Here is a 22931-nt window from a genome sequence, read left to right as displayed (position 1 = left end):
CCAGGCCGTTGACGCGCCATCGTATCGGTCTAAAATGACTACGTAGTTATAACTGTGCAATCTTTCTCTTTACCGCAATCAGGATAACCGGGTCTTTGAGCTTGCAATACGCGCCGGCTCTCGCTCCATTCTTGTTCATTCATAAATGACTACGAAACCAAACGAATATCTGGAGGAGCCCGCGCGCCGGACCGCGGTCTACCGCGAGGCCGACGTCTGCGTCATCGGCGGCGGCGCCGCGGGCGTGGCGGCCGGCGTGGCCGCCGCGCGCAGCGGCGCGCGCGTGGTCCTGCTCGAGCGGGCGGGCTTTCTGGGCGGCACGCTGACCACGGTCAGCCTGGGCAGCATCTGCGGCCTGTATGCCGTGGACCCGGCGCGGCTGGTCCAGGTGGTCGGCGGCCTGTGCGGCGAGATCATCGAGCGGCTGCGCGCCATCGGCGGCGCGCACGAGCCGGTGCGCTGGCTGCAGACGGCGTCCCTGCCCTACGACCTGTTCTCGATGAAGCTGGTGCTCGACGAGCTGCTCGAACAGGCCGGGGTCGAAGTGCTGCTGCACAGCCAGGTGGTGGACGTGCAGCATGCCCACGGCCGCGTGCACGCGGTCATGTTCGAATCCAAGCAGGGCCGCATGGCGGTGCGGGCCGGCCAGTTCATCGACTGTTCGGGAGACGCCGACGTGGTGGCGCGCGCCGGCGGGCCGTTCGAGATTGCCCTGGAGGACCTGCAGTTTCCCACCGCCATGGCCCGCTTCGGCGACGTGGATACCGATGCCTTGCAGGCCCTGACGCGCCCCGAATTGCGCCAGTGCCTGGAGCGGGCCGTCGAGGACGGCATGGACCTGCCCCGCACCGCCGGCGGCGTATTCTCGGAGCGGCCCGGCCTGGCGCACCTGAACATCACCAAGGTGGCGGTGGACGGCCGCTCGCCCTCGCCGCTGGACGTGGCGGCCATGTCGCGCGCCGAGCGCGCCGGCCGGCGCCAGGTGCGCGACTACCTGCAGGCCTTCCGGCGCTACGTGCCCGGCTTCGCGCGGGCCTACGTCCTGGACACCGGCTCGGTGCTGGGCGTGCGCGAAAGCCGCCGTATCGTCGGGCGCCACGTGCTCACCGGCGAGCAGGTGCTGGGAGCGGCGCGCTTTGACGACGCCATCGCCTGCTGCGCCTGGCCCATGGAAGACCACGCGGCGGGCCGGGCAACGCAGTGGATATGGCTGGAGCCGGGCGCCTACTTCCAGATTCCCCTGCGCTCGCTGCTGATGGCGCAGTTCGACAACCTGTCGGTGGCCGGACGCTGCGCCTCGGCCACCCATGCCGCCCAGGCCTCGCTGCGCGTGACCGCGCAGTGCTTCGCGATGGGCGAGGCGGCAGGCATTGCCGCCGCCCTGGCCCTGCAGGCCGGCGCATCCCTACACGACGTCGACGCGCAAAGCGTGCGCCGTCAGCTCGCCGCGCGCGGCGCATTCCTTGGAGACACCCCAGCATGACCCCCCCACGCCGATACCGCAGCAACTTCCAGCCGGGCACCACCTTGTGGGCCCTGCGCAAGGCCCAATGGCAGGCGCTCGGGCTGGCCGACGAGGACATGGACAAGCCCAAGATCGCGGTGGTCAATACCTCCTCGGAGCTGTCCAGCTGTTTCAGCCACCTGGACGGCGTGGCGCGCCACGTCAAGGACGCCATCCGGGCGGCCGGCGGCGTGCCCTTCGAGATCCGCACGGCAGCGCCCAGCGACTTCATCACCAGCGCGGGCAAGGCGGGGCGCTACATCCTTCCGTCGCGCGATCTCATCGTCAACGACATCGAGGTGCAGGTCGAGGGCGCGCAGCTCGACGGCATGGTGTGCCTGGCCTCTTGCGACAAGACCACGCCGGGGCAGATGATGGCCGCCGCGCGGCTGAACATCCCGACCCTGGTGGTGGCCTGCGGCTACCAGCAAAGCGGCACCTACCAGGGCGAACCCATCGACATCGAGGACGTGTTCGAGAAGGTGGGCATGTACGTCACGCGCAAGCTTTCCTTCGAAGACCTGGACGGCATGTGCAAGCGCGCCGTGCAAGGCCCGGGCGTGTGCGCGGGACTGGGCACGGCCAACTCCATGCACATCGCCTGCGAGGCGCTGGGCCTTTCCCTGCCCGGCGCCAGCCCGGTGCTGGCCAACTCGCCGGCCATGTTCGAGCAGGCCGGGCGCGCCGGCCGGCGCATCGTCGAAATGGTGCAGGAGGGGCTGACCCCCGACCGCATCCTGACCCCCGCGGCCTTTGCCAATGCCGTGCGCGTGGCCCTGGCCCTGTCCACCTCGATCAACGTGCTGCGGCACCTGCAGGGCGTGGCCGAGGAGGCCGGCGTGGATGTGGACGTCTACGCGCTCTTTAACGAACTGGGCACCCAGGTGCCCCTGCTGGCGGCGGTCAAGCCCAACGGCGAGCACCGCACCGAGGACCTGGAGGCGGCCGGCGGCACCCTGGCCACCATGAAGCGGCTGCAAAGCCTGCTGGACGGCGAGACGGTGGGCGTCACCGGCCGGCCGCTGTCCCAGGTGCTGGACGGCTACCAAGCGCCCACGCCGTCCATCCTGCGCACGCTGGACGATCCCTTGTCGCGCGAGCCCTCGCTGGTGATCCTGCGCGGCTCGCTGGCGCCCGAGGGCAGCATCCTGAAGCTGGGCAACGCCTCGGGCAAGGCCCAGCGCTTTCGCGGCAACGCCCTGGTGTTCGGCTCGCAGGAAGAGGCCATCGCCGCGCTGGCGGCCGGCCGCATCCAGCCCGGCACGGTAGCCTGCCTGCGCGGCATGGGCCCGATCGGCGGCCCGGGCGTGGCGCTGGCCTCGTCCTTCGTGGCCGCGGTCGAAGGCGCGGGCCTGAACGGACAGGTGGCCATCGTGACCGACGGGCAGCTCTCGGGCCTGAACCGCGGCATCGCCGTGGGGCAGGTCTGCCCGGAAGCGGCCCAGGGCGGCCCGCTGGCCTGGGTGCGCGACGGCGACCCCATCGAGATCGACGTGGCCGCCCGCCGCATCGACCTGCTGGTCGATGCGGCCGAGCTGCAGGCCCGGCAGGCAGACAGGCAGGCGGCCCACGTGCCCGCGCAGGAACATGGCTGGCTGGACATTTACAGCCGCACGGTCAAGCCGCTATCGCGGGGAGCGGTGCTGATTCCCCTGAAGACCCGCTAGAAAACGACACATGGAGCAGAGACAGATGAAGACCTGGAAAACCCGCCTTGCCGGCGGCCTGCTGGCCACGCTGTGCGCGGCCGGCACGGCGCTGGCCGCCTATCCCGAGAAACCGGTGCGCCTGGTGGTGCCGTATCCGCCCGGCGGGGCCTCGGACACCACCGCCCGGCTGCTGGCCGAAAAGCTCAATTCGGTCATGGGCGGCACCTTCGTGGTGGAAAACCGCCCCGGCGCCAACGGCAACATCGCCGCCGACTACGTGGCCAAGGCCGCCGCCGACGGCTACACGCTGCTGGTGGCCAACGTCGGGCCCAACGCCATCAACCAGAGCATCTATCCCAAGCTGAGCTACGACGTGAACAAGAGCTTCGCGCCGGTCACCCAGCTCTCGACCGTGCCCATCGTGCTGGTGGCCGGCCCGCAGGTCCAGGCCAAGGACATCAAGGCGCTGGTGCAGGACATCAAGGCCGCGCCCGGCAAGTACACCTTCGCCTCGGCCGGCAACGGCGCCTCCAACCACCTGGTGGGCGAGATGTTCGCCCAGGGGCTGGGCCTGGACATGATGCACGTGCCCTACCAGGGCGACGGCCCGGCCATGACCGACGTCATGTCCGGCCAGGTCTCGATGATGTTCGCCACCGCCGTGGCCGCGCGCACGCTGGTCGACGGCGGCAAGCTGCGCGTGATGGCCGTGGCCACCAAGGACCGCGTGGCGAGCCTGCCCGATGCGCCCACCATCGACGAGACCGTGCTGCCGGGCTTTGACGCCTCGTCCTGGGGCGGCATCGTGGCGCCGGCCGGCACGCCGCCCGAGGTGATCGACGCCCTGCACGCGGCCATCGGCAAGGTCATGAACATGCCCGACGTGCAGGAAAGGATGGCCGGGCTGGGCGCCATCGTGGTCACCAGCACGCCCGAGGAGTTCGCCCGCTACATCCGGGCCGAAAGCGAGAAATGGGCCGCCGTGGTCAAGGCGGCCGACATCGCCGCGCGCTGAAGCCGCGGCGCCGCGCCCCGGCCTGCAGCCGGGGCCACGCTCAGGTCCGGGCCCAAGCCCGGGCGGGCGGGCGGCACGAGCCGGCCCGCGCTCAGACCTTGACGGTCACCGCCTGCCCGGCCGCGGCGCTGACGATCTGCGACAGCGCCTCGCCCAGCGCGGGCCCGCCGCGCGTATCCCGCCAGGCCTGGCCGTCGTAGCGGTAGTGAAAGCCGCCGCTGGGCGCGGCCACCCAGATCTCCTGCATGGCCGCCTGGCTGTTGACGATGACCTGCACGCCCGAATCGAAGGCCAGCGTCAGCACGTTGCCGCTGCGGCTGGCGTCGACGTCCACGTCGTACAGGGCCAGCCAGTCGTCGGCCTGGCTTTCGATGCCGTCCAGCACTTCGCCCGCCAGGGCGAGAAATTCTGTTTCGTTCATATAATGACCGCTTGTCTTTCCTATCGGAGCCTGCCGTGTCCCGCTCGGCCTATCCCCGCATTTTAGCGATGCTGCTGGCGCTGGGCATGCTGGCCGGCTGCGGCTACAAAGGACCCCTGTACCTTCCCCCCGCCGAGGACGGCGCCGCCCGCACGCCCGCCGTCCAGCCGAGCCAGCTTCCCCAATCCAATCTACCGTAATGAGCCAGCAGAATCCCAGCGCCCGGCCTCCGGCCGGGCAGCCGCATTTCCACTACCGCAACGGCGTGCTGCACGCCGAGGACGTCCCGCTGGCCGAGCTGGCCGCCCAGGCGGGCACGCCGCTGTACGTCTATTCCCGCGCCGCGCTGCGCGCGGCCTGGGACGCATACCGCGAGGCCATCGGCCAGCGCGACGTGCTGGTCTGCTACGGCATGAAGGCCAACTCCAACCTGGCGGTGCTCAAGGAATTCGCCCGGCTGGGCGCGGGCTTTGACATCGTCTCGGGCGGCGAGCTGCAGCGCGTGCTGGCCGCCGGCGGCGACCCGGGCAAGGTGGTGTTCTCGGGCGTGGGCAAGCAGGCCTGGGAAATGCGCGCCGCGCTGCAAGCGGGCGTCAAGTGCTTCAACGTCGAGTCGCTGCCCGAGCTGCGCCGGCTCTCCAGCGTGGCGGGCGAGCTGGGCCGCACCGCGCCGGTCTCGCTACGCGTGAATCCGGACGTGGACGCCCAGACCCATCCCTACATCTCCACCGGCCTGAAGGAAAATAAGTTCGGCATCGCCATCGAGCAGGCGCGCCAGGCCTATCGCGAAGCGGCCTCGCTGCCCAACCTGAAGGTGGTGGGCCTGGATTGCCACATCGGTTCGCAGATCACCGAGGTCTCGCCCTACCTGGATGCGCTGGACAAGCTGCTGGCGCTGCTGCGCCAGCTGGCCGAGGACGGCATCGCCATCCATCACCTGGACCTGGGCGGCGGCCTGGGCATCCGCTACGACGACGAAATCCCGCTGGCGCCGCGCCTGCTGCTTGACCAGGTCTGCGAGCGCCTGGCCGCCAGCGGCCTGCCGCCGCTGCAGCTGGTGTTCGAGCCCGGGCGCTCGCTGGTGGGCAATGCCGGTGTGCTGCTGACCGAGGTGCTCTATCTGAAGCACACCGAGGCGCGCAACTTCGCCATCGTCGACGCGGCCATGAACGACCTGATGCGCCCGGCCCTGTACGAGGCCTGGCACGGCGTGCTGCCGGTCGCGCCGCGCCCCGGCCCGGCGCAGGTCTACGACGTGGTCGGCCCGGTGTGCGAAAGCGCCGACTGGCTGGCGCGCCAGCGGCCGCTGGCCCTGGCCGAAGGCGACCTGCTGGCCATCGAGTCGGCCGGCGCCTACGGCGCGGTCATGGCCGGCACCTACAACAGCCGGCCGCGCCCGGCCGAGGTCATGGTCGACGGCGCCCGCTGGCACGTCGTGCGCGCGCGCGACAGCCTGGCCAGCCTGACCGAGGGCGAGGCCATGCTGCCCGACTGAGAGTGTGATTCAATCGAAGTTCCACCCCCCGCCAACCAGGAACCTGAAAGGACCCCCATGTCTCACGTCACCCTGAAAAGCAAGGAAGGAAAGGAATTCAAGGCCTACTACGCCAAGGGCCCCTCGGCCTCGGCGCGCGGCATCGTGCTGATCCAGGAGATCTTCGGCATCAACCAGGCCATGCGCGAACTGGCCGACCAGTGGGCCGCCAAGGGCTATCACGTGATCTGCCCCGACCTGTTCTGGCGCCAGGAAGCCGGCCTGGAACTGGACCCCACCGACGAGAAGCAGTTCGCGCGCGGCTACGAACTGATGCAGGGCATGAAAGGCGACGAAACCATGGCCGACCTCGAATCGGCGCGCGCCTGGCTGGCGCAGGAATCGGGCCACGACAAGATCGCCGCCATCGGCTATTGCATGGGCGGCATGCTCTCGGTCAAGGCCGCCTGCGAAACCCCCGTCAAGTGCGCGGTCAGCTACTACGGCGTCAACCTGGACACCCTGCTGGAGAACGCGCCGGCCAACTGCGCGCCCATGCTGCTGCACGTGGCCGGCAAGGACCGCTTCGTGCCGCCCGAGGCGCGCGAGAAGGTCATCCAGCTGGCCGCCGCCCACGCCCAGGTCACCGCCCACGTCTACGAGCACTGCGACCACGCCTTCTCGCGCCCGGGCGGCCAGCACTACGACGCCCAGGCCGCCAAGCAGGCCGAGGAACGCTCGCACACCTTCCTGGCCCAGCACCTGGCCTAGCGCCCCCAAGGCAAAAAAACACACCGCAAGAAGGCGCGGGGACACCGCGGAGCCGGCTCTGCCGGTCCGCCGGTGTCGCCCCCCTTGAGGGGGGAAGCGCGTAAGCGCTTCGGGGGGTGGACCCTACAACTCGCCGTAGGAGTGCAGGCCCGACAGGAACATGTTGACCCCCAGGAAGGCGAACCCGGTGATCAGCAGCCCGACCAGGGCCCAGTAGGCCGCCATGGTGCCGCGCAGGCCCTTCATCAGCCGCATGTGCAGCCAGGCGGCGTAGTTCAGCCAGACGATCAGCGCCCAGGTTTCCTTGGGATCCCATTGCCAGTAGGCGCCCCAGGCGTCGGCGGCCCATAGCGCGCCCAGGATGGTGGCCACCGTAAAGAAGGCAAAGCCCACCGCGATGGCGCGATACATGATGTCGTCCAGCACCTCCAGCGGCGGCAGGCGCGCGGCGATGGGCCGGCGCAGCGCCAGGATGGCGCCCACCAGCACCGCCCCCACGCCCAGGTACAGCGCCCAGGTCATGGACAATCCGCCCGTGCGAAACACCATGGGCTCGGCCGCCAGCAGCACGCCCAGCACGAACAGCGGCGCCAGCCGCCGCCACGAGCGCGTCTGGCCATGCTCCTTGACCAGGTAGGCGAAGCCCACCATGGCCGCCAGCGAGAAGGTGCCGTAGCCGATGAAATTGGCCGGCACGTGCAGCTTCATCCACCAGCTCTTGAGGGCCGGCACCAGCGGCTGGATCTGGTGGGCGTCGCGCGTGAACGAATACCAGAGCAGGAAGATCACCGCCGAGCTGATCACCAGCAGCACGAAGCCGCCCAGCGCGCGCGTGGCATAGCGCCGCTCGTAGTACAGGTAGAACAGCGCCGTCACCAGCGCGAACAGCACGAAGACCTCGTAGAGGTTGCTGACCGGGATATGGCCCAGGTCCGGGCCCATCAGGTGGCCTTCGCGCCAGCGCACCAGCAGGCCGGTCATGCCGGCGAACACCGCGCCCCAGGTCAGCGCCGTGCCCAGCCAGGCCGCCGTCGGGCTGGCCAGGCCGATCCAGTAGCACAGCGTGGCCAGCATGAAGAGCATGCACATCCACAGGATGGCCGACTGCGAGGACAGCAGGTACTTGAGCAGGAATACCTCTTCGGCGCGTCCCAGGTCGGCCTGGTACAGCAGCAGCGCGCCGCCGGCGGCCAGCGCGCAGCAAAGCGTCAGCGTGCGCAGCGGCCGCCACAGCCAGCCCAGCCACGCCAGCGCGGGCACGGTCCCGCACAGGATGGCTTTTTCGTAGCCGTCCATGGCGTAGTCGTAGCGATCCAGCGCGAAGGCCGCGCCGGCGGCCAGGATCAGGAAAAAGACGACATCGGTCCAGTCGGGCCGGCCGCGGCGGATCCGGCCGTCGCCGGTCTCCGAGCCGGCCACGGCCTGGTCCCAAAGCGGCTCGGGCAGGGTGCTCGCGCGCTCGTTCATGAACATGACTCCTTGTGCGGCTTCAAGCCAGGCGGCCCAGCGCCTGGCGCAGGCGCTCGAATTCCCGGTTGAAATCCAGTGTACGCTTTTGCGAGGTCATGGCCGCCACCACGTGGCTGCCGCCGTCCTTGGGCGAGACCCACATCCAGATGCGCCGGTCGCGCACGTAGAACATCGTGAATATGCCCAGCACCAGCAGCAGGCAGCCGAAATACACCGCATTCTTGCCGGGCGTGCGGCTGACCTGGAACACGCTGGCCTGCACGTGCTCGAAATCGCTGAGCGTGAACAGCACCGGCACCGGGTACAGCGCCAGGTCGGACAGCGCGGCCACCGCCATGCGCGACCAGGCATCGGCCAGCACGGCGGCCTCGCCCTGCTGCGGCAAGGGCGCCAGGCCCATGCGCTCGCGCACCATGGCGCGCAGCTCGCCCATGGCCGCGCCCAGCAGCCGGATCACGATATCGGCCGCGCGCGGCAGCTCCTCGGGCGCCACGTTGGCCTCGAGGAAGCGCGCCACGCCTTGCAGGCCGGTCTCGGAAAAAGTGTCCAGGGCCCGCTGCGCCGAATCCTGCAGCGCCTGCCCGTCGGCGCCGCCCACGTTGGCCCGGGCAAAGCGCTCGGCCGCCTCGCGCCGCTGCGCCGGGTCGGCCAGGGCCGCGCGCAGCGCCAGGAACTCGTCGGGCTTGCCCTGCTCGTCGGCCGGGATGCGCAGATAGCGGTAGTTTTCGGCCGGCGTTTCGCGCACCCCGGCCAGGAACACCGGGATCTCGTCCAGCTGCACGGGCAGCATGTAGTTATGGAACTCGTGCGCCTGGCCGCTGGCATCGAGCAGGCGGTATTCGATGCTGGGCCCGACGTTGCGCAGGTGCTCGTTGGCCGTGCCCGCCGCGCTGCCGGTCACCGCCGCCACGTGCTCGCGCAGGGCCTTGGGCTGCGGCGGCTCGCCGCTGCGCAGGTCCTCGACGTTGATGGGCCGCAGGCCCGTGATGTCCAGCTGCAGCGCCTGGCCGGTGTCGCCCAGGCTGACGGGCGAGGACTGCCCCACCTTGCCGTCCACCTCGAAGGAAAAGTCGCGCGGCCCGGACAGCGGCCGCCCGGTCAGCACCACGCGGCTGCCGCCGTCGTCGAAGCTGGACTGGTAGACCGTCACGCCCTTGTAGCGCAGCGGCTCGTTGACCTCGATGGTGGCATCGAAGGTCCGGCCGTCCTCGGGATCGGTGACCTGCACCTCGCTGGCGAAGCGGCTGGGCATGCCGGTGGAGTAATAGTCGACGATGAATTTCTTGAGCGTCAGCGTGAACGGCAGCGGCTGCACCAGCGCGCCGTCGCCCACCAGCACCACGGCGTTGCTGATGCGGCCCTGCTCGGGCACCAGCACGTTGGCGCGAAAGCTCGGGTTGTCGGCCGACAGGCGGCCGCTGGCCGGCACGTCGGCGATCAGCATGTTCTCGGTCAGCGGCTGCTTGCCGCCGAGCCACACCTGCATGCGCACCGGCAGCTCGCTGTCGAACAGCCCGCCCACGCAGATGATCACGATCGAGGCGTGCGCAAAGATATAGCCCAGCCGGTTGCCGCTGCCGCGCTTGGCCGCCAGCATCACCGAGTCGCCGTCGCGCCGCTCGCGCACCGCATAGCCCTGGCGCGCCAGCAGCTGGCGCAGGCGCTGCACGGTGGCGGGCACGTCCAGGCCGGTATCGGCCTGGGCACGGTGGGGAAAGGCGCGCAGGCTGCTGGCGCGCACATACTCGCGAAACGAGCGGGCGTCCTGCAGCATCTTCGGCGTGTTGCGCATCAGGCAGACCGAGGTCGAGACGACCAGGAAGGCCATGATGAGCAGGAACCACCAGCTGTTGTAGACGTGCCAGATCGAGAACTTGTCGAACAGCTCGAACCAGAAGGGGCCGAACTGGTCGATGTAGTTCGAGGCCGGGCGGTTCTGCGCCAGCACGGTGCCGATCACGCTGGCCACGCAGATGAACATCAACAGGCTGACCGCGAAGCGCATCGAGCCCAGGAGCTCGATGCCATCGGCCAGGCGGCGGCGAAAGGCGGGGGGGTGCGTGGCAGTCATCGCATCAAGGGACCATCCGGCCGGCCGCAGGTTCCGGCCGGATGTCCAACGGCCCCGCGGCCTAGCGCAGGCCCGCCGCGTAGTCCGAGACCGCGCGGATGTCCTCGTCGGTCATGCGGCGGGCGATGTCGTGCATGGCCGGATTGTTGGCGCGGTCGCCGCTGCGGAACAGCCGGAGCTGCGCCTCGATGTAGTCCGGGAACTGGCCCGCCAGGCGCGGATACTGCGCCGGGATGCCCATGCCGGCCGCGCCGTGGCAGGACGCGCAGGCCGGGATGCGCTGCTCGGGCAGGCCGCCGCGCCAGATGCGCTGGCCATGCTCGACCAGGTCCTGGTGTCCGGCGGTGGCCGGCTTCTCCAGCCGCTGCTGCGCCAGGTAGTAGGCCACGTTGCGCATGTCTTCCTCGGTCAGCGGATTGGCCATGGGCGTCATGGGCGAGGGCGCGCCGTCAGGCCCGCGGCGCGCGGCATGCTCGGCGCCTTCCTTGACCTTGAAGTCGTGCAGCTGCTTGAGGATGTATTCGTGCGGCTGGGCGGCCAGGTTGGGATTGACCGGCAGGCTGCTGTTGCCGGCCGCGCCGTGACAGGACGCACAGGAGATGATGCCGCGCGCGGCATCGCCTTGCTCGTACAGCTGGCTGCCTTTGGCCAGGTCAGGCTTGGAGGCGCCGCCCGCCTCGGCGGCATGACTGGCAGGCACTAGCGAGGCGCACAGCAAGGCGCCGCTTGCGACCAACATCCGGGACAACACACGCTTCATGAAAAACCTCGACGATCGGACTCGGTCGGGCCTTGTGCCCCACCCCTCAATAGCGCTGCTGCGTCCGTCGGGCCCGGACGGGTGGCCCGTCCGGTCTGTGCCCGCTTCCTTCCAGCCGGCGCTGTCTTTGCTCCATTACTTTTTTACGTACTGCTATGTTTGCGTACTGATTTCTTCTTGTTCGCGGGATAGGCCGCGCAATGCGACTTCGACTGCCGCGTTGCCGGCGCGCCCGGCAGGCTTTGCGCCTAAGGACACCCCAGCAAACACGCGATTATACAATAGGGCTTGACAGCAACTTAGGCCCCGCCTGTGTCCCTCCTTCATCGCGCCTCATTCGTCCAGTCCGCCGCCCGGCTCGACCAGCTCCCCCCGCCCGGTCCGCCCGAGGTCTGTTTCGTGGGCCGCTCGAACTCGGGCAAGTCCTCGGCCATCAACGTGCTGACCAACCAGCGCCGCCTGGCCTTCTCCAGCAAGACGCCGGGACGCACGCGGCTGATCAACCTGTTCGGCCTGCCCGACCCGCTCGAACCGGGCGCGCACCTGGGCTTTCTGGTGGACCTGCCCGGCTACGGCTACGCGGCGGTCACGCGCCAGGCGCGCGAAGCATGGGCCGACGTGCTGGGCGAATACCTGCGCCAGCGCCAGGCGCTGGCCGGCGTGGTGCTGCTGATCGACATCCGCCGCGGCGTGACCGAGCTCGACCGCAAGCTGGCCGACTGGATCGCGCCCACCGGCCGGCCGGTGCTGGCCCTGCTGACCAAGGCCGACAAGCTGCCCTATGGCCAGCGCATCAAGGCCATCTATGCGGTGCGCAAGGAGCTGGCCGACATCGGCGCGCTGCAGACCGTGCCGTTCTCGGCCACCGAGCGCATCGGCCTGCAAGAGGCCGGACAGATCATCGAAAACTGGATTTCCCCCAAGGTGGTGCCATGACCGTCGTTCCCCATCTCGTCGCAGCCGACTTTCCCGATGCACGCCCCCGCCGCGTGCGCCGCAGCGATTTCTCGCGCCGCCTGGTGCGCGAGCACCGGCTAAGCGTCGACGACCTGATCTATCCCGTGTTCGTGGCCGAAGGCCAGGGCCTGTCCCAGGCCGTGCCGTCCATGCCCGGCGTGCATCGCCATTCGCTGGACACGCTGCTGCCCGTGGCCGAAACCTGTGCCGAACTGGGCATTCCCGCCCTTGCGCTGTTCCCGGTCATCGACCCGGCGCTCAAGACGCCCGACGGCGCCCAGGCCGCCAATCCCGACGGCCTGGTGCCGCGCACGGTGGCCGCGCTCAAGGCGCGCTTTCCGCAGCTGGGCGTGCTCACCGACGTCGCCCTGGATCCCTATACCAGCCACGGCCAGGACGGCATCCTGGACGAGGCCGGCTACGTCATGAACGAAGCCACCGTCGAGCAGCTGTGCCGGCAGGCGCTGGTGCAGGCCCAGGCCGGCGTGGACATCGTGGCGCCCAGCGACATGATGGACGGGCGCATCGGCGCGGTGCGCCGCGCGCTCGAAGCCCAGGGCCACATCCACACCGCCATCATGGCCTATTCGGCCAAGTACGCCAGCGCCTTCTACGGCCCGTTTCGCGACGCGGTGGGCTCGGCCGCCAACCTGGGCAAGGCCGACAAGCAGACCTACCAGATGGACCCGGCCAACCTGGACGAGGCGCTGCGCGAAGTGGCGGCGGACCTGCGCGAGGGCGCCGACATGGTGATGGTCAAGCCCGGCATGCCTTACCTGGACGTGGTGCGGCGGGTGAAGGACGCCTTTCGCGTGCCCACCTACGCCTACCAGGTCAGCGGCGAGTACGCCATGCTCAAGGCCGCCGCGGCCAACGGCTGGCTGGACCACGACAAGGTGATGATGGAATCGCTGCTGGCCTTCAAGCGCGCCGGCGCCGACGGCATCCTGAGCTATTTCGCCATCGAGGCCGCGCGGCTGCTCAAGCGCGGCTGATGCCAATGGCCGGGCCGGGGCAGCCTATCGGCCCTTGCGCCGGCCCAGCGCGGCCGAAAACGCCCAGCCCAGCAGCGGGATCAGCGCCGCCGCCCCCCAGAACAGCCAGTGCGCGCCCACGCCGTCGACCAGCAACGCGCCGCTGGCCACGCCGGCGGACTGCCCCAGGAACAGGAAGCAGGCGAACAGGGCCACGGCCGTGCCCCGGCGCGCCGGCATCATCTGGGTGGCGTTGGTCTGCAGGGTGTTGTGGAACATGTAGAAGCCAAAGCCGCAAGCCAGCCCGGCCAGCACCGACCAGGACCAGGCCGGGCCCAGCGCGTACAGGGCGAAGGCCACGGCCAGCGTCAGGCCGCCGGCGGCCACCAGCCCCGATTCGCCCAACGCCGCCACCAGCCTGCGCGCGATCACCACGTAGGCGATGCCGCCCAGCGCGAAGATCCCGCCCACCGCCCCGGCCGCCGTCGGCCCCAGCCCGAAGCGGATCTGCAGGTAGGCCGGCACGAAGGCCAGCACGCCGAACACCAGCGCGCCCTCGACGAACACGGTGGCCAGGACCACGCGCGCCCAGGGCGTGGCGATCACCTCGGCCATGGGCCGCAGAAAACCCGCCCCCGCGCCGGTGGCCTGCGACTGGCGCGGCGGGCGCATGATGGCCAGCAGGGCGCCCACGCACAGGTAGATGCAGGCCAGGAACACGAAGGCCCAGCGCCAGCCCAGGGTATCGGCGAATACGCCGCCGATCAGCTGACCGGCCGCCATGCCCAGGATGGTTCCCGAGACGAAGCGCGCCAGGGTCGCCTGGCGCTCGGCATATTCGACGTTATCGCCGATCCAGGCCATGGACAGCGGCACGATGCCCGCGCCGGCGGCGCCGGACACCAGGCGCGCGAGCACCATCGCATCCATGCTGGGGGCCAGGGCCACGCCGATGCTGCCCACGGCGCACAGCAGGGTCGCGGCGGTGATGGTGAGGTACTTGCCGTAGCGATCGCCCACCGGCCCGAACAGGAACTGGAACACGCCGTAGGCCACCGTGAACAGCGTCACCGCATGGGCCGCCTCGCCGGTGCTTACGCCGAACTCGCGCGAGAGCTGCGGCAGCAAGGGATCGCAGATGCGAAAGGCGCAGGCACTGGCAAAGGCCGCCAGCGCAAGCAGGACAATGACCCGGCCGGTATTCACGGGCCGGGCGCTGGCGTCGGGAACGGTGTCCAATGAGTTTCCTTGAGGGCGCGTCAGTCCTGCTGCACGCGCTCGAGCACCGCCAGGAAGCGGTTCGCCCCTTGGAAGCCCACCACGCGGGCATCGGGGATCAGCGCGCCGCCGGGCGCGAAAAACACGATGCCCGGGGGCCCGAACAGGCGAAAACGCTTGAGCAGGGCCCGGTCCTCGGGCGTATTGGCGGTGACGTCGGCCTGCACCAGCAGCATGCGCGACATCCGGTCCGCCACGGCAGGGTCGGTGAAGGTAAAGCGCTCCATCTCCTTGCAGGCGATGCACCAGTCCGCGTAGAAGTCCAGCATCACCGGCTGCGTGCTGCCGGCCAGCAACGCATCGAGCTCTTCGTTCGAACGCACCCGGACAAAGCGCTCCTTGATGCCGGCCACGCCGGCCGGCTGGGCCCCCCCCGGCGCGCCGGACGAGGCCGCCAGGTGCGACAGCGGCTGCAGCAGGTCGCGCCCGCCGCTGGCCAGGCCCACGCCCAGCAGCACGGCCGCCAGCGCCAGCAGCAGGCCCAGCGCCTTGGCAAAAAGCCGGCCTACGCCCGCCGGGCGCGGCAGCGGCTCGAAGGCGCCCAGCATCACCGCGCCGGCGGCGGCCAGCGCCAGCCAGCCCAGCATCTGCACCCAGGCCGGCAGCACCGGCGCCAACATCCACCAGGCGGTGGCCAGCAGCAGCATGCCGAAAAAGCGCTTGACCCCTTCCATCCACGCGCCCGCGCGCGGCAGCAGGGCGCCGGCCGAGGCGCCCACCAGCAGCAGCGGCACGCCCATGCCCCAGGCCAGGGCGAACAGCGCCAGCGCGCCGGTCAGCACATCGCCGGTCTGCGACAGGTAAAGCAGGGCGCCGGCCAGGGGCGCGGCCACGCAAGGACCGACGATCAGCGCGGAAACCGCGCCCATGACCAGCGCGCCGGCGCCATGCCCGCCCGGCATGCGGGACAGCTTCTCGCTTAGCCGCGTCTGCAGGGCGGCCGGGGCCTGGAACGTGAAAACGTCGAACATGGCCAGCGCCAGCACCGCCAGCAACAGGGCGAACACGCCCAGCACCCAGGGCGTCTGCAGCCAGGCCGCCAGGCCCGCGCCCGACAGGCCCGCGGCCACGCCCAGGGCCGTGTAGACCACCGACATGCCCAGCACATACAGCGCGGCCAGCGCCAGGCCGCGCCGGCGCGTGACCGGCGCGCTGCCCTTGCCCACCAGCAGCGACGAAAGAATAGGCACCATCGGCAGCACGCAAGGCGTGAAGGCCAGCAGCAGCCCCAGCACGAAGAACGCCCCGGCGGTGGCCAGCCAGTTCGAGCGCGCCAGCGTCTCGGCCAGGCCGACGTCGCCGGCCTGCAGCCAGCCCGGCGCGCCCGAGGCGGCCTGCGACATGCCGCCGCCGCCCTGCCAGGCCGCGCGCCCGCCCTCGACCACCGGCAGGCTCTGCGCGATGCGGTAGCCGCCGCTGCCGTCGGGCTCCAGGCGCGTGGCGCTGTCCATGGGCGGGTAGCACAGCCCGGCGTCGGCGCAGCCCTGGCTGGTGACCATCAGCGTGGCCGGGCCGGCCGCCGGGCCCAGGGCCACGCGCAGCGCAAAGGACTGGGGATAGACCTCCATGTCCTTCTCGAAGGTCGGGTCGTACTTGACCACGCCCGGCGGGTACTGCACCTGCCCAAGCTGCGTGCCCGGCCCGCCATCGAGCGCCACGCGGAAGTTGTCGCGGTACATGTAGTAGCCCGGCGCCACCTCGAAGCGCACCAGCACCGTCTGCGGATCGGCCATCTGCGCCGAATAGCGGAACGCCTGCTCGGGCGGCAGGAAATCCTCCTCGCTCAGCGCGTGGGCGCGCGGCAGCAGCCCCAGCGCCAGGAACAGGCACAGCAGCAGCCATGCCAGCCAGGGCGCCGGGGCCAGGCCGGCAGGATAAGGGCGAACGCTCATTGATCGGACTCGGGGCCGTGCAGCGGACCCTGGGCCTGCGCGCGCACCCAATCCAGGTAGGCGGGCAGGCCCTGGCTCACCGGCACGGCGATGGCTTCGGGAACTTCGTAGGGATGCAGGCGGGCCAGGGTTTCGATGGCCGCCTCGCAGCGCCCGGCGGTGGTCTTGATCCACATGGGGATCTCGCTATCGGCCTGGACCTGGCCTTTCCAGCCATAGATGGACAGCATCGGCGCGCCCAGGTTCACGCAGGCAGCCAGGCCCTCTTCGACCAGCACGTGGGCGATGCGCTTGGCAAGCAGCAGGTCGGGCGCGTTGCTGAACAGCAGCACGACTTGGTCCTCTTGCGTCATGGCGATCTCCTGGCGATAGGCGGCGGGACGGCGAAGGCTGCAAGACGGCAAGCGGCCGCCGCGCCGGATGCCGCCCATTGTATCGGCTTGCGGCCCGCGGCTTGCCCGGCCAGGCAGGGGGCCGGGCATCGGGACGCGCCATGCAAAACGCCCCAAGGCTGGCGTTCCAGCCTTGGGGCGCGATGCGAACCTGCTTGTGCCGGGCGGCGGGCCGCCGCGGCGCCGCCGGCCTTACTCGCTGTCGGCCTGCTCGGCCTCTTGGGGCTCGGGGCGGTCGACCAGCTCCATGAAGGCCATGGGCGCGTTATCGCCCTGGCGGAAACCCATCTTCAGCACACGGGTGTAGCCGCCATTGCGGTTGGCGTAGCGCGGGCCGATTTCGGCGAACAGCTTGACCACGGCGTCGCGGTCGCGCAGCCGGGCGAAGGCCAGGCGCTTGTTGGCCAGGGTGGGCTCCTTGCCCAGGGTGATCAGCGGCTCGACGATGCGGCGCAGTTCCTTGGCCTTGGGCAGGGTGGTCTTGATGGCTTCGTGGGTCAGCAGCGAGACGGCCATGTTGCGGAACATGGCAAGGCGGTGGCTGCTGGTGCGGTTCAGCTTGCGCAGTCCGTTACGGTGACGCATGGTATTTCCTTTATCAGACGAATCTAGAAGGCGGTGGTCCGCCGGTTATCCAACTCTTCTATCCAGCGATGCTGGCGGGTCGGTGGGGAAAAAGGCTGCGCCCGAAGGCGCGGCCCGGATTCTACTTCAACTCAGGGACGCTCAAGTCCAAGCGGGGGCCAGTTTTGGTTCCGGCCGGGGCTTACGCCCCTTAACTTCGCTGCGCGAAGTTAGCCTTCACCGAAACTGACCGCCTCAGGGCCTTTCCAGGCCCAGAGGCGGCCAGTTTTCCAGCTTCATGCCGAGGGTGAGGCCGCGGGCGGCCAGCACTTCCTTGATCTCGTTGAGCGACTTGCGGCCCAGGTTCGGGGTCTTGAGCAGCTCGTTCTCGGTGCGCTGGATCAGGTCGCCGATGTAGTAGATGTTCTCGGCCTTCAGGCAGTTGGCCGAACGCACCGTCAGCTCCAGGTCGTCGACCGGGCGCAGCAGCACGGGGTCGATCTGCGGCGTGCCGCGCACCGGGGCTTCGTAGGAATCGCCGGCGCCTTCCAGGGCGGCGAACACCGAGATCTGGTCCATCAGGATGCGGGCCGACTGGCGCACCGCTTCCTCGGGCGAGATCACGCCGTTGGTTTCGATGTCCAGCACCAGCTTGTCCAGGTCGGTGCGCTGCTCGACGCGGGCGCTCTCGACGGCGTAGCTCACGCGGCGGATGGGGCTGAACGAGGCGTCCAGCACGATGCGGCCGATGGTGTGGCTGCGGTCTTCGCTCAGGGCGCGCACGTTGCCGGGCACGTAGCCGCGGCCCTTCTCGACCTTGATCTGCATCTCCAGCTTGCCCGACTCGGTCAGGGTGGCGATGGCATGGTTGGGGTTGATGATCTCGACGTCGTGCGGCAGCTCGATGTCGCCGGCCACCACGGGGCCTTCGCCGCTCTTGCGCAGCACCAGGGTGACTTCGTCGCGGTTGTGCAGCTTGAACACCACGCCCTTCAGGTTCAGCAGGATGTCGACCACGTCCTCGCGCACGCCGGGCACGGTGGAGTACTCGTGCACCACGCCGGTGATCTGCACTTCGGTGGGCGCGTAGCCGGTCATCGACGACAGCAGGATGCGGCGCAGCGCGTTGCCCAGCGTGTGGCCGTAGCCGCGCTCGAAGGGCTCCATGATGATCTTGGCATGGTGGGTGCCCATCGGTTCGACTTCGATGGCGCGCGGCTTCAGAAAACCTTGAACAGACATGTACGATTCCTTTTCAATACCCTCGGCTCGTTACACCGATAAGGCTGATGGAAATAAGGGCCTGGGCCCTGTGACTGCAAAGCCCGCGACTGTAAAGACAGCGCGGGCTCCTGCAAGTCGGGACAGGCCGCCCCCGAAGGGCCGGCCTGGCGATCAACGCGAATACAGTTCGACGACCATCGATTCGTTCACGTCGCGGGCGACGTCGGCGCGGTCGGGCACCTGCTTGAACGTACCGGTCATCTTGTTGGTATCGACCTCGACCCACTGGGGCAGGCCGATGCCGGCGGCCAGGTCCAGCGATTCGCGGATGCGCGCCTGGCTCTTGGATTTTTCGCGGATCGAGATCACGTCGCCGGCCTTGACCAGCAGCGACGGGATGTTGGCCGAACGGCCATTGACCTCGACGGCGCGGTGCGAGACCAGCTGGCGCGCTTCGGCGCGGGTCGAGCCGAAGCCCATGCGGTAGACGACGTTGTCCAGGCGCGATTCGAGCAGCTGGATCAGCGTCTCGCCGGTGTTTCCGCGGCGGCGGTCGGCCTCGGCGAAGTACTTGCGGAACTGCTTCTCCAGCACGCCGTACATGCGCTTGAGCTTTTGCTTCTCGCGCAGCTGCAGGCCGTAGTCGGAGGTGCGGGCGCCCGAGGTGCGGCCGTGCTGGCCGGGCTTGGAATCCAGCTTGCACTTGGAATCCAGCGAGCGGCGGGCGCTCTTGAGGAACAGGTCGGTGCCCTCGCGGCGCGAGAGCTTGCATTTGGGTCCAATATAACGTGCCATGTCGGTTCCCTTTAGATGCGGCGACGCTTCGGCGGACGGCAGCCGTTGTGCGGTACGGGCGTGATGTCGGCGATGCTCGAGATCTTGATGCCCAGCGCGTTCAGGGCGCGCACGGACGACTCGCGGCCAGGGCCGGGGCCCTTGATGCGCACTTCCAGCGTCTTGATGCCGTACTCCAGCGCCACGCGGCCGGCCGTCTCGGCGGCAACCTGTGCGGCGAAGGGGGTCGACTTGCGCGAGCCCTTGAAGCCCGCGCCACCCGAGGTCGCCCACGACAGGGCATTGCCCTGGCGGTCGGTGATGGTGATGATGGTGTTGTTGAACGACGCGTGCACGTGCGCGATGCCGTCCGAGACGTTCTTCTTGACCTTCTTGCGCACGCGCGAGGCGCCGCTGGTGGAAGCTTTCGCCATGTTCTCTATCCTCGATTATTTCTTCAGGGACGCAGCGGCGCGGCGCGGTCCCTTGCGGGTACGCGCGTTGGTGCGGGTACGCTGGCCACGCAGCGGCAGGCCACGCTTGTGGCGCATTCCGCGGTAGCTGCCCAGGTCGATCAAGCGCTTGATCGACAACTGGACCTCGCGGCGCAGGTCGCCCTCGACGGTGAACACGCCAACGTGTTCACGGATGCGCTCGAGTTCTGCGTCGGTCAGATCCTTCACTTTCTTGTTCAGGGGCACGCCGGCCGATTCGCAGATCTTGCGAGCGCGGGTGCGACCGATGCCGAAAATGGCGGTCAAACCGATCTCGGCGTGCTGTTGCGGCGGAATGTTGATGCCAGCAATACGGGCCATGACTGTTCCTTGATTTAATCCGTTGCGTCTTCGCTCAGGCCTTTAGCCCTGACGCTGCTTGTGCCGGGGGTCGGTGCAGATGATGCGCACGACGCCGTGGCGTTTGATGACTTTGCAATTGCGGCAAATCCGCTTCACCGATGCCATTACTTTCATGGTTGACTCCTGTTGTTCCCGCAAACCGCCCGATCACTTGGAGCGGAAGACGATCCTGGCTCGAGACAGGTCATAGGGCGTGAGCTCCACTGTGACCTTGTCGCCCGGCAGGATCCGGATGTAATGCATGCGCATCTTGCCGGAGATGTGGCCCAGCACTACGTGGCCGTTCTCTAGCTTGACGCGGAATGTCGCGTTGGGGAGGTTCTCGAGAACCTCGCCCTGCATTTGTATGACGTCGTCCTTTGCCATTCTTCTCGCTATCGCATCGGCAGATTGCCGCCCTTGAAGTTCGCCTTCTTGAGCAGGGAATCATATTGGTGGGACATCATATAGGCCTGCACCTGCGCCATGAAATCCATGGTGACCACCACGATGATCAGCAGGGACGTGCCACCGAAGTAGAAGGGCACGTTCCAGCGCATCACCAGGAACTCCGGCAGCAGGCAGACCAGCGTGATGTACAGGGCACCGGCCAGCGTCAGGCGCATCAGGATCTTGTCGATGAACCGCGCCGTCTGGTCGCCCGGCCGGATGCCGGGCACGAAGGCGCCGCTCTTCTTCAAGTTGTCTGCCGTTTCGCGGCTGTTGAAAACCAGAGCCGTGTAGAAGAAGCAGAAGAAGATGATGGCCGCGGAATACAGCGTGATGTAGAGCGGCTGGCGCGGCGCGAGCGCAGCGGCCAGGTCGCTCAGCCAACGCATGTTTTCGTTGGTCGAGAACCAGCTCGTGACGGTGGCGGGGAACAGGATGATCGACGACGCGAAGATCGGCGGAATCACCCCGGCCATGTTCAGCTTGAGCGGCAGATGCGAGCTCTGGCCGCCGTACACCTTGTTGCCCACCTGCCGCTTGGCGTAGTTCACCGTGATCTTGCGCTGGCCGCGCTCGACGAACACCACGAAGGCGGTGACCAGCACGGCCAGGGCCACGATGAACAGCGCCGAGATCACGCTCATGGCGTTGGTGCGCACCAGATCCAGCAATCCGGCCAGCGCGGCGGGCAGGCCTGCCACGATGCCGGCGAAGATCAGGATCGAGATGCCGTTGCCCAGCCCGCGCTCGGTGATCTGCTCGCCCAGCCACATCACGAACATCGTGCCCGTCACCAGGGTCACGACCGTGGTGAAGCGAAACAGCATGCCCGGGTCGATGACCAGGCCGGGCTGCGACTCCAGCGCCACCGAGATGCCCACGGCCTGGACCAGCGCCAGCGCCACCGTGCCGTAGCGGGTGTACTGCGTGATCTTGCGCCGGCCGGCCTCGCCTTCCTTCTTGAGCGCCTCGAGCGACGGCACGATGACCGAGGCCAGCTGCATGATGATCGATGCCGAGATATACGGCATGATCCCCAAGGCGAAGATCGAGAAACGCGACAGGGCGCCGCCCGAGAACATGTTGAACAGGCCCAGGATGCCGCCTTCGTTCTGGCGGAACAGGTCCGCCAGCGCGTCGGGGTTGATGCCCGGGACCGGAATGTGCGTACCCAGGCGGTAAACCACCAGGGCCAGCACGAGAAACACGAGACGGCGCTTCAGATCGCCGTAACGAGCCCCCGTCTTGCCCAGTGCCTGCGCGTTAGCCACTCGTCACCCCGCGTTCAGGCCAGCGAGCCGCCGGCCGCTTCGATCGCGGCGCGCGCGCCGGCCGTCGCGCTCAGGCCCTTGAGGGACACCTTGCGCGACAGTTCGCCCGACTTGATGACCTTGGCGTAGCGAACGGCCTGGCCGACCACGCCGGCCTGCTTGAGCACCTGCACGTCGATGTCGTCGACGGGCAGGGCCTGCAGGTCGGAGAGGCGGACCTCGGCGTACAGGTGCTGGCCCAGCGACTTGAAGCCGCGCTTGGGCAGGCGACGCTGCAGCGGCATCTGGCCGCCTTCGAAGCCGACCTTGTGAAAGCCGCCCGCACGCGATTTCTGGCCCTTGTGGCCACGACCGGCCGTCTTGCCCAGGCCCGAGCCGATGCCGCGGCCGACACGGCGCTTGGCATGCTTGGCGCCTTCGGCAGGCTTGATCGAATTCAGTTGCATATCCGACATCTTGATTCCTTAGACGTCCGAAACCGAGACGAGGTAATCCACCTTGCGGATCATCCCGCGCACTTCCGGCGTATCCTGCAGCACGCGGCTGCTGTTGACGCGGCGCAGGCCCAGGCCGCGCACGGTGTCGCGGTGGTCCTGCTTGGTGCCGATCACAGAGCGCACCAGGGTAACTTTGATCTGTTTCTGAGCCATGATTTATCCCAGGATCTCTTCGACGGACTTGCCGCGCTTGGCAGCGACTTCCGCCGGGGTCATGGAGGCGCGCAGGCCGTTCAACGTGGCACGCACCAGGTTGTAGGGATTGCTCGAGCCCAGGCTCTTGGCAACCACGTTGCGCACGCCCATCACGTCGAAGATCGCGCGCATCGGGCCGCCGGCGATGATGCCGGTACCTTCGGCCGCCGGCGAGATCAGCACCGTCGAGGCGCCGTGCTTGCCCACCACCGTGTGGTGCAGCGTGCCGTTCTTCAGGGCCACCTTGAACTGGCCGCGGCGCGCCTGCTCCATCGCCTTCTGGACAGCGACCGGCACTTCGCGCGCCTTGCCCTTGCCCATGCCGATGCGGCCGTCGCCGTCGCCCACCACGGTCAGCGCGGCAAAGCTCATGGTGCGACCGCCCTTGACCACCTTGCTCACGCGGTTGACCGCGATCATCTTCTCGCGAAGGCCGTCATCCGGTTGCTCCGGGGCATTCCTGCCTTGCATCTTAGCCATTTGACAACTCCT

26 protein-coding genes are annotated in these 22931 nt (G+C 68.8%); 8 read left to right on the top strand and 18 right to left on the bottom strand.

Going from position 1 to position 22931, the window contains the following annotated elements; genetic code table 11:
* The first annotated feature begins 145 nt into the window (after nt 1-145).
* The 3 genes from V8Z80_RS13370 to V8Z80_RS13360 are packed head-to-tail and all read left to right on the top strand — an operon-like array spanning nt 146 to nt 4168.
* Nucleotides 146-1483, top strand: a complete 1338-nt coding sequence (locus V8Z80_RS13370) for an FAD-dependent oxidoreductase (protein ID WP_336062331.1) — start codon at nt 146-148, stop codon at nt 1481-1483.
* Nucleotides 1480-3171: a dihydroxy-acid dehydratase gene (ilvD, locus tag V8Z80_RS13365; protein ID WP_336062330.1), complete on the top strand. Its 1692-nt coding sequence runs from the start codon at nt 1480-1482 to the stop codon at nt 3169-3171. The genes V8Z80_RS13370 and ilvD overlap by 4 nt, the downstream gene beginning before the upstream one ends.
* Nucleotides 3172-3196: 25 nt before the next feature.
* Entirely contained in the window at nt 3197-4168 is a 972-nt protein-coding gene (locus V8Z80_RS13360) for a Bug family tripartite tricarboxylate transporter substrate binding protein (protein ID WP_336062328.1), read from the top strand.
* Nucleotides 4169-4259: 91 nt separating this feature from the next.
* Here V8Z80_RS13360 and cyaY read toward each other — a convergent pair whose 3' ends face one another.
* Nucleotides 4260-4589, bottom strand: coding sequence for an iron donor protein CyaY (gene cyaY, locus V8Z80_RS13355; protein ID WP_336062327.1), 330 nt, complete (start codon nt 4587-4589; stop codon nt 4260-4262).
* A 35-nt stretch (nt 4590-4624) separates the two neighbouring features.
* On the opposite strand from cyaY, the gene lptM reads away from it, so the two are divergent.
* From lptM to V8Z80_RS13340, 3 genes are read left to right on the top strand one after another with little or no spacing between them, the layout of a single operon-like run.
* Complete coding sequence (lptM, locus tag V8Z80_RS13350) at nt 4625-4789, top strand: LPS translocon maturation chaperone LptM (RefSeq protein WP_336062326.1); 165 nt, start codon at nt 4625-4627, stop codon at nt 4787-4789.
* Nucleotides 4789-6084, top strand: a complete 1296-nt coding sequence (gene lysA / locus V8Z80_RS13345) for a diaminopimelate decarboxylase (protein WP_336062325.1) — start codon at nt 4789-4791, stop codon at nt 6082-6084. Before lptM ends, lysA begins: the two co-directional genes overlap by 1 nt.
* Nucleotides 6085-6141: 57 nt before the next feature.
* Complete coding sequence (locus V8Z80_RS13340) at nt 6142-6834, top strand: dienelactone hydrolase family protein (protein WP_336062324.1); 693 nt, start codon at nt 6142-6144, stop codon at nt 6832-6834.
* Nucleotides 6835-6957: 123 nt separating this feature from the next.
* On the opposite strand, the gene ccsB is transcribed toward V8Z80_RS13340, so the two are convergent.
* From ccsB to V8Z80_RS13325, 3 genes are all read right to left on the bottom strand, one after another.
* Complete coding sequence (ccsB, locus tag V8Z80_RS13335) at nt 6958-8301, bottom strand: c-type cytochrome biogenesis protein CcsB (protein ID WP_336062323.1); 1344 nt, start codon at nt 8299-8301, stop codon at nt 6958-6960.
* 22 nt (nt 8302-8323) lie between these two features.
* Nucleotides 8324-10375 (bottom strand): cytochrome c biogenesis protein ResB, encoded by a 2052-nt coding sequence (locus V8Z80_RS13330; RefSeq protein ID WP_336062322.1) that lies wholly within the window; start codon nt 10373-10375, stop codon nt 8324-8326.
* Nucleotides 10376-10436: 61 nt separating this feature from the next.
* On the bottom strand, nt 10437-11135 hold the full coding sequence (locus V8Z80_RS13325; protein WP_336062321.1) for a c-type cytochrome: 699 nt from the start codon (nt 11133-11135) through the stop codon (nt 10437-10439).
* 312 nt (nt 11136-11447) lie between these two features.
* Here V8Z80_RS13325 and yihA point away from each other — a divergent pair, with 312 nt between their 5' ends.
* Together yihA and hemB are read left to right on the top strand one after the other, a co-directional pair.
* Complete coding sequence (gene yihA / locus V8Z80_RS13320; RefSeq protein WP_336062320.1) at nt 11448-12071, top strand: ribosome biogenesis GTP-binding protein YihA/YsxC; 624 nt, start codon at nt 11448-11450, stop codon at nt 12069-12071.
* A complete protein-coding gene (gene hemB / locus V8Z80_RS13315) occupies nt 12068-13087 on the top strand; it encodes a porphobilinogen synthase (protein WP_336062319.1) in 1020 nt (339 codons plus the stop codon). Before yihA ends, hemB begins: the two co-directional genes overlap by 4 nt.
* 24 nt (nt 13088-13111) lie before the next feature.
* On the opposite strand, the gene V8Z80_RS13310 is transcribed toward hemB, so the two are convergent.
* The 14 genes from V8Z80_RS13310 to rpsE form a co-directional block, all read right to left on the bottom strand.
* A complete protein-coding gene (locus V8Z80_RS13310) occupies nt 13112-14305 on the bottom strand; it encodes an MFS transporter (RefSeq protein WP_336062318.1) in 1194 nt (397 codons plus the stop codon).
* Between the two features lie 20 nt (nt 14306-14325).
* Nucleotides 14326-16236, bottom strand: a complete 1911-nt coding sequence (gene dsbD, locus V8Z80_RS13305; RefSeq protein WP_336062317.1) for a protein-disulfide reductase DsbD — start codon at nt 16234-16236, stop codon at nt 14326-14328.
* The gene (gene cutA / locus V8Z80_RS13300) at nt 16233-16589 is read right to left on the bottom strand and encodes a divalent-cation tolerance protein CutA (RefSeq protein WP_155197211.1); all 357 of its coding nucleotides are present in this window, start codon (nt 16587-16589) and stop codon (nt 16233-16235) included. The genes dsbD and cutA overlap by 4 nt, the downstream gene beginning before the upstream one ends.
* Nucleotides 16590-16820: 231 nt before the next feature.
* Nucleotides 16821-17213, bottom strand: coding sequence for a 50S ribosomal protein L17 (gene rplQ, locus V8Z80_RS13295; RefSeq protein ID WP_155197210.1), 393 nt, complete (start codon nt 17211-17213; stop codon nt 16821-16823).
* 234 nt (nt 17214-17447) lie between these two features.
* Nucleotides 17448-18434 (bottom strand): DNA-directed RNA polymerase subunit alpha, encoded by a 987-nt coding sequence (locus V8Z80_RS13290; RefSeq protein WP_336062316.1) that lies wholly within the window; start codon nt 18432-18434, stop codon nt 17448-17450.
* A 153-nt stretch (nt 18435-18587) separates the two neighbouring features.
* On the bottom strand, nt 18588-19211 hold the full coding sequence (rpsD, locus tag V8Z80_RS13285; RefSeq protein WP_155197310.1) for a 30S ribosomal protein S4: 624 nt from the start codon (nt 19209-19211) through the stop codon (nt 18588-18590).
* An 11-nt stretch (nt 19212-19222) separates the two neighbouring features.
* Nucleotides 19223-19624 carry a 30S ribosomal protein S11 gene (gene rpsK / locus V8Z80_RS13280; RefSeq protein ID WP_006216516.1) on the bottom strand — a complete coding sequence of 134 codons (402 nt, stop codon included), beginning with the start codon at nt 19622-19624 and terminating at the stop codon, nt 19223-19225.
* Nucleotides 19625-19639: 15 nt separating this feature from the next.
* Nucleotides 19640-20005 (bottom strand): 30S ribosomal protein S13, encoded by a 366-nt coding sequence (gene rpsM, locus V8Z80_RS13275; protein ID WP_155197311.1) that lies wholly within the window; start codon nt 20003-20005, stop codon nt 19640-19642.
* A gap of 42 nt (nt 20006-20047) precedes the next feature.
* On the bottom strand, nt 20048-20161 hold the full coding sequence (gene rpmJ, locus V8Z80_RS13270) for a 50S ribosomal protein L36 (RefSeq protein ID WP_067758172.1): 114 nt from the start codon (nt 20159-20161) through the stop codon (nt 20048-20050).
* Between the two features lie 33 nt (nt 20162-20194).
* Entirely contained in the window at nt 20195-20413 is a 219-nt protein-coding gene (gene infA / locus V8Z80_RS13265; protein ID WP_009523889.1) for a translation initiation factor IF-1, read from the bottom strand.
* 8 nt (nt 20414-20421) lie between these two features.
* Nucleotides 20422-21747 carry a preprotein translocase subunit SecY gene (secY, locus tag V8Z80_RS13260; RefSeq protein WP_336062315.1) on the bottom strand — a complete coding sequence of 442 codons (1326 nt, stop codon included), beginning with the start codon at nt 21745-21747 and terminating at the stop codon, nt 20422-20424.
* A 14-nt stretch (nt 21748-21761) separates the two neighbouring features.
* On the bottom strand, nt 21762-22202 hold the full coding sequence (rplO, locus tag V8Z80_RS13255) for a 50S ribosomal protein L15 (RefSeq protein ID WP_155197313.1): 441 nt from the start codon (nt 22200-22202) through the stop codon (nt 21762-21764).
* A 9-nt stretch (nt 22203-22211) separates the two neighbouring features.
* Entirely contained in the window at nt 22212-22397 is a 186-nt protein-coding gene (gene rpmD / locus V8Z80_RS13250; RefSeq protein WP_155197314.1) for a 50S ribosomal protein L30, read from the bottom strand.
* A 3-nt stretch (nt 22398-22400) separates the two neighbouring features.
* Complete coding sequence (gene rpsE, locus V8Z80_RS13245) at nt 22401-22919, bottom strand: 30S ribosomal protein S5 (RefSeq protein ID WP_155197316.1); 519 nt, start codon at nt 22917-22919, stop codon at nt 22401-22403.
* Nucleotides 22920-22931 lie beyond the last annotated feature (12 nt).

This window comes from Orrella sp. JC864 (assembly GCF_037026685.1).
Classification (GTDB): Bacteria; Pseudomonadota; Gammaproteobacteria; order Burkholderiales; family Burkholderiaceae_B; genus Orrella.
The sequence above is the reverse complement of the archived record's forward strand: the minus strand, read 5'-3'. Positions and strand labels throughout refer to the sequence as shown.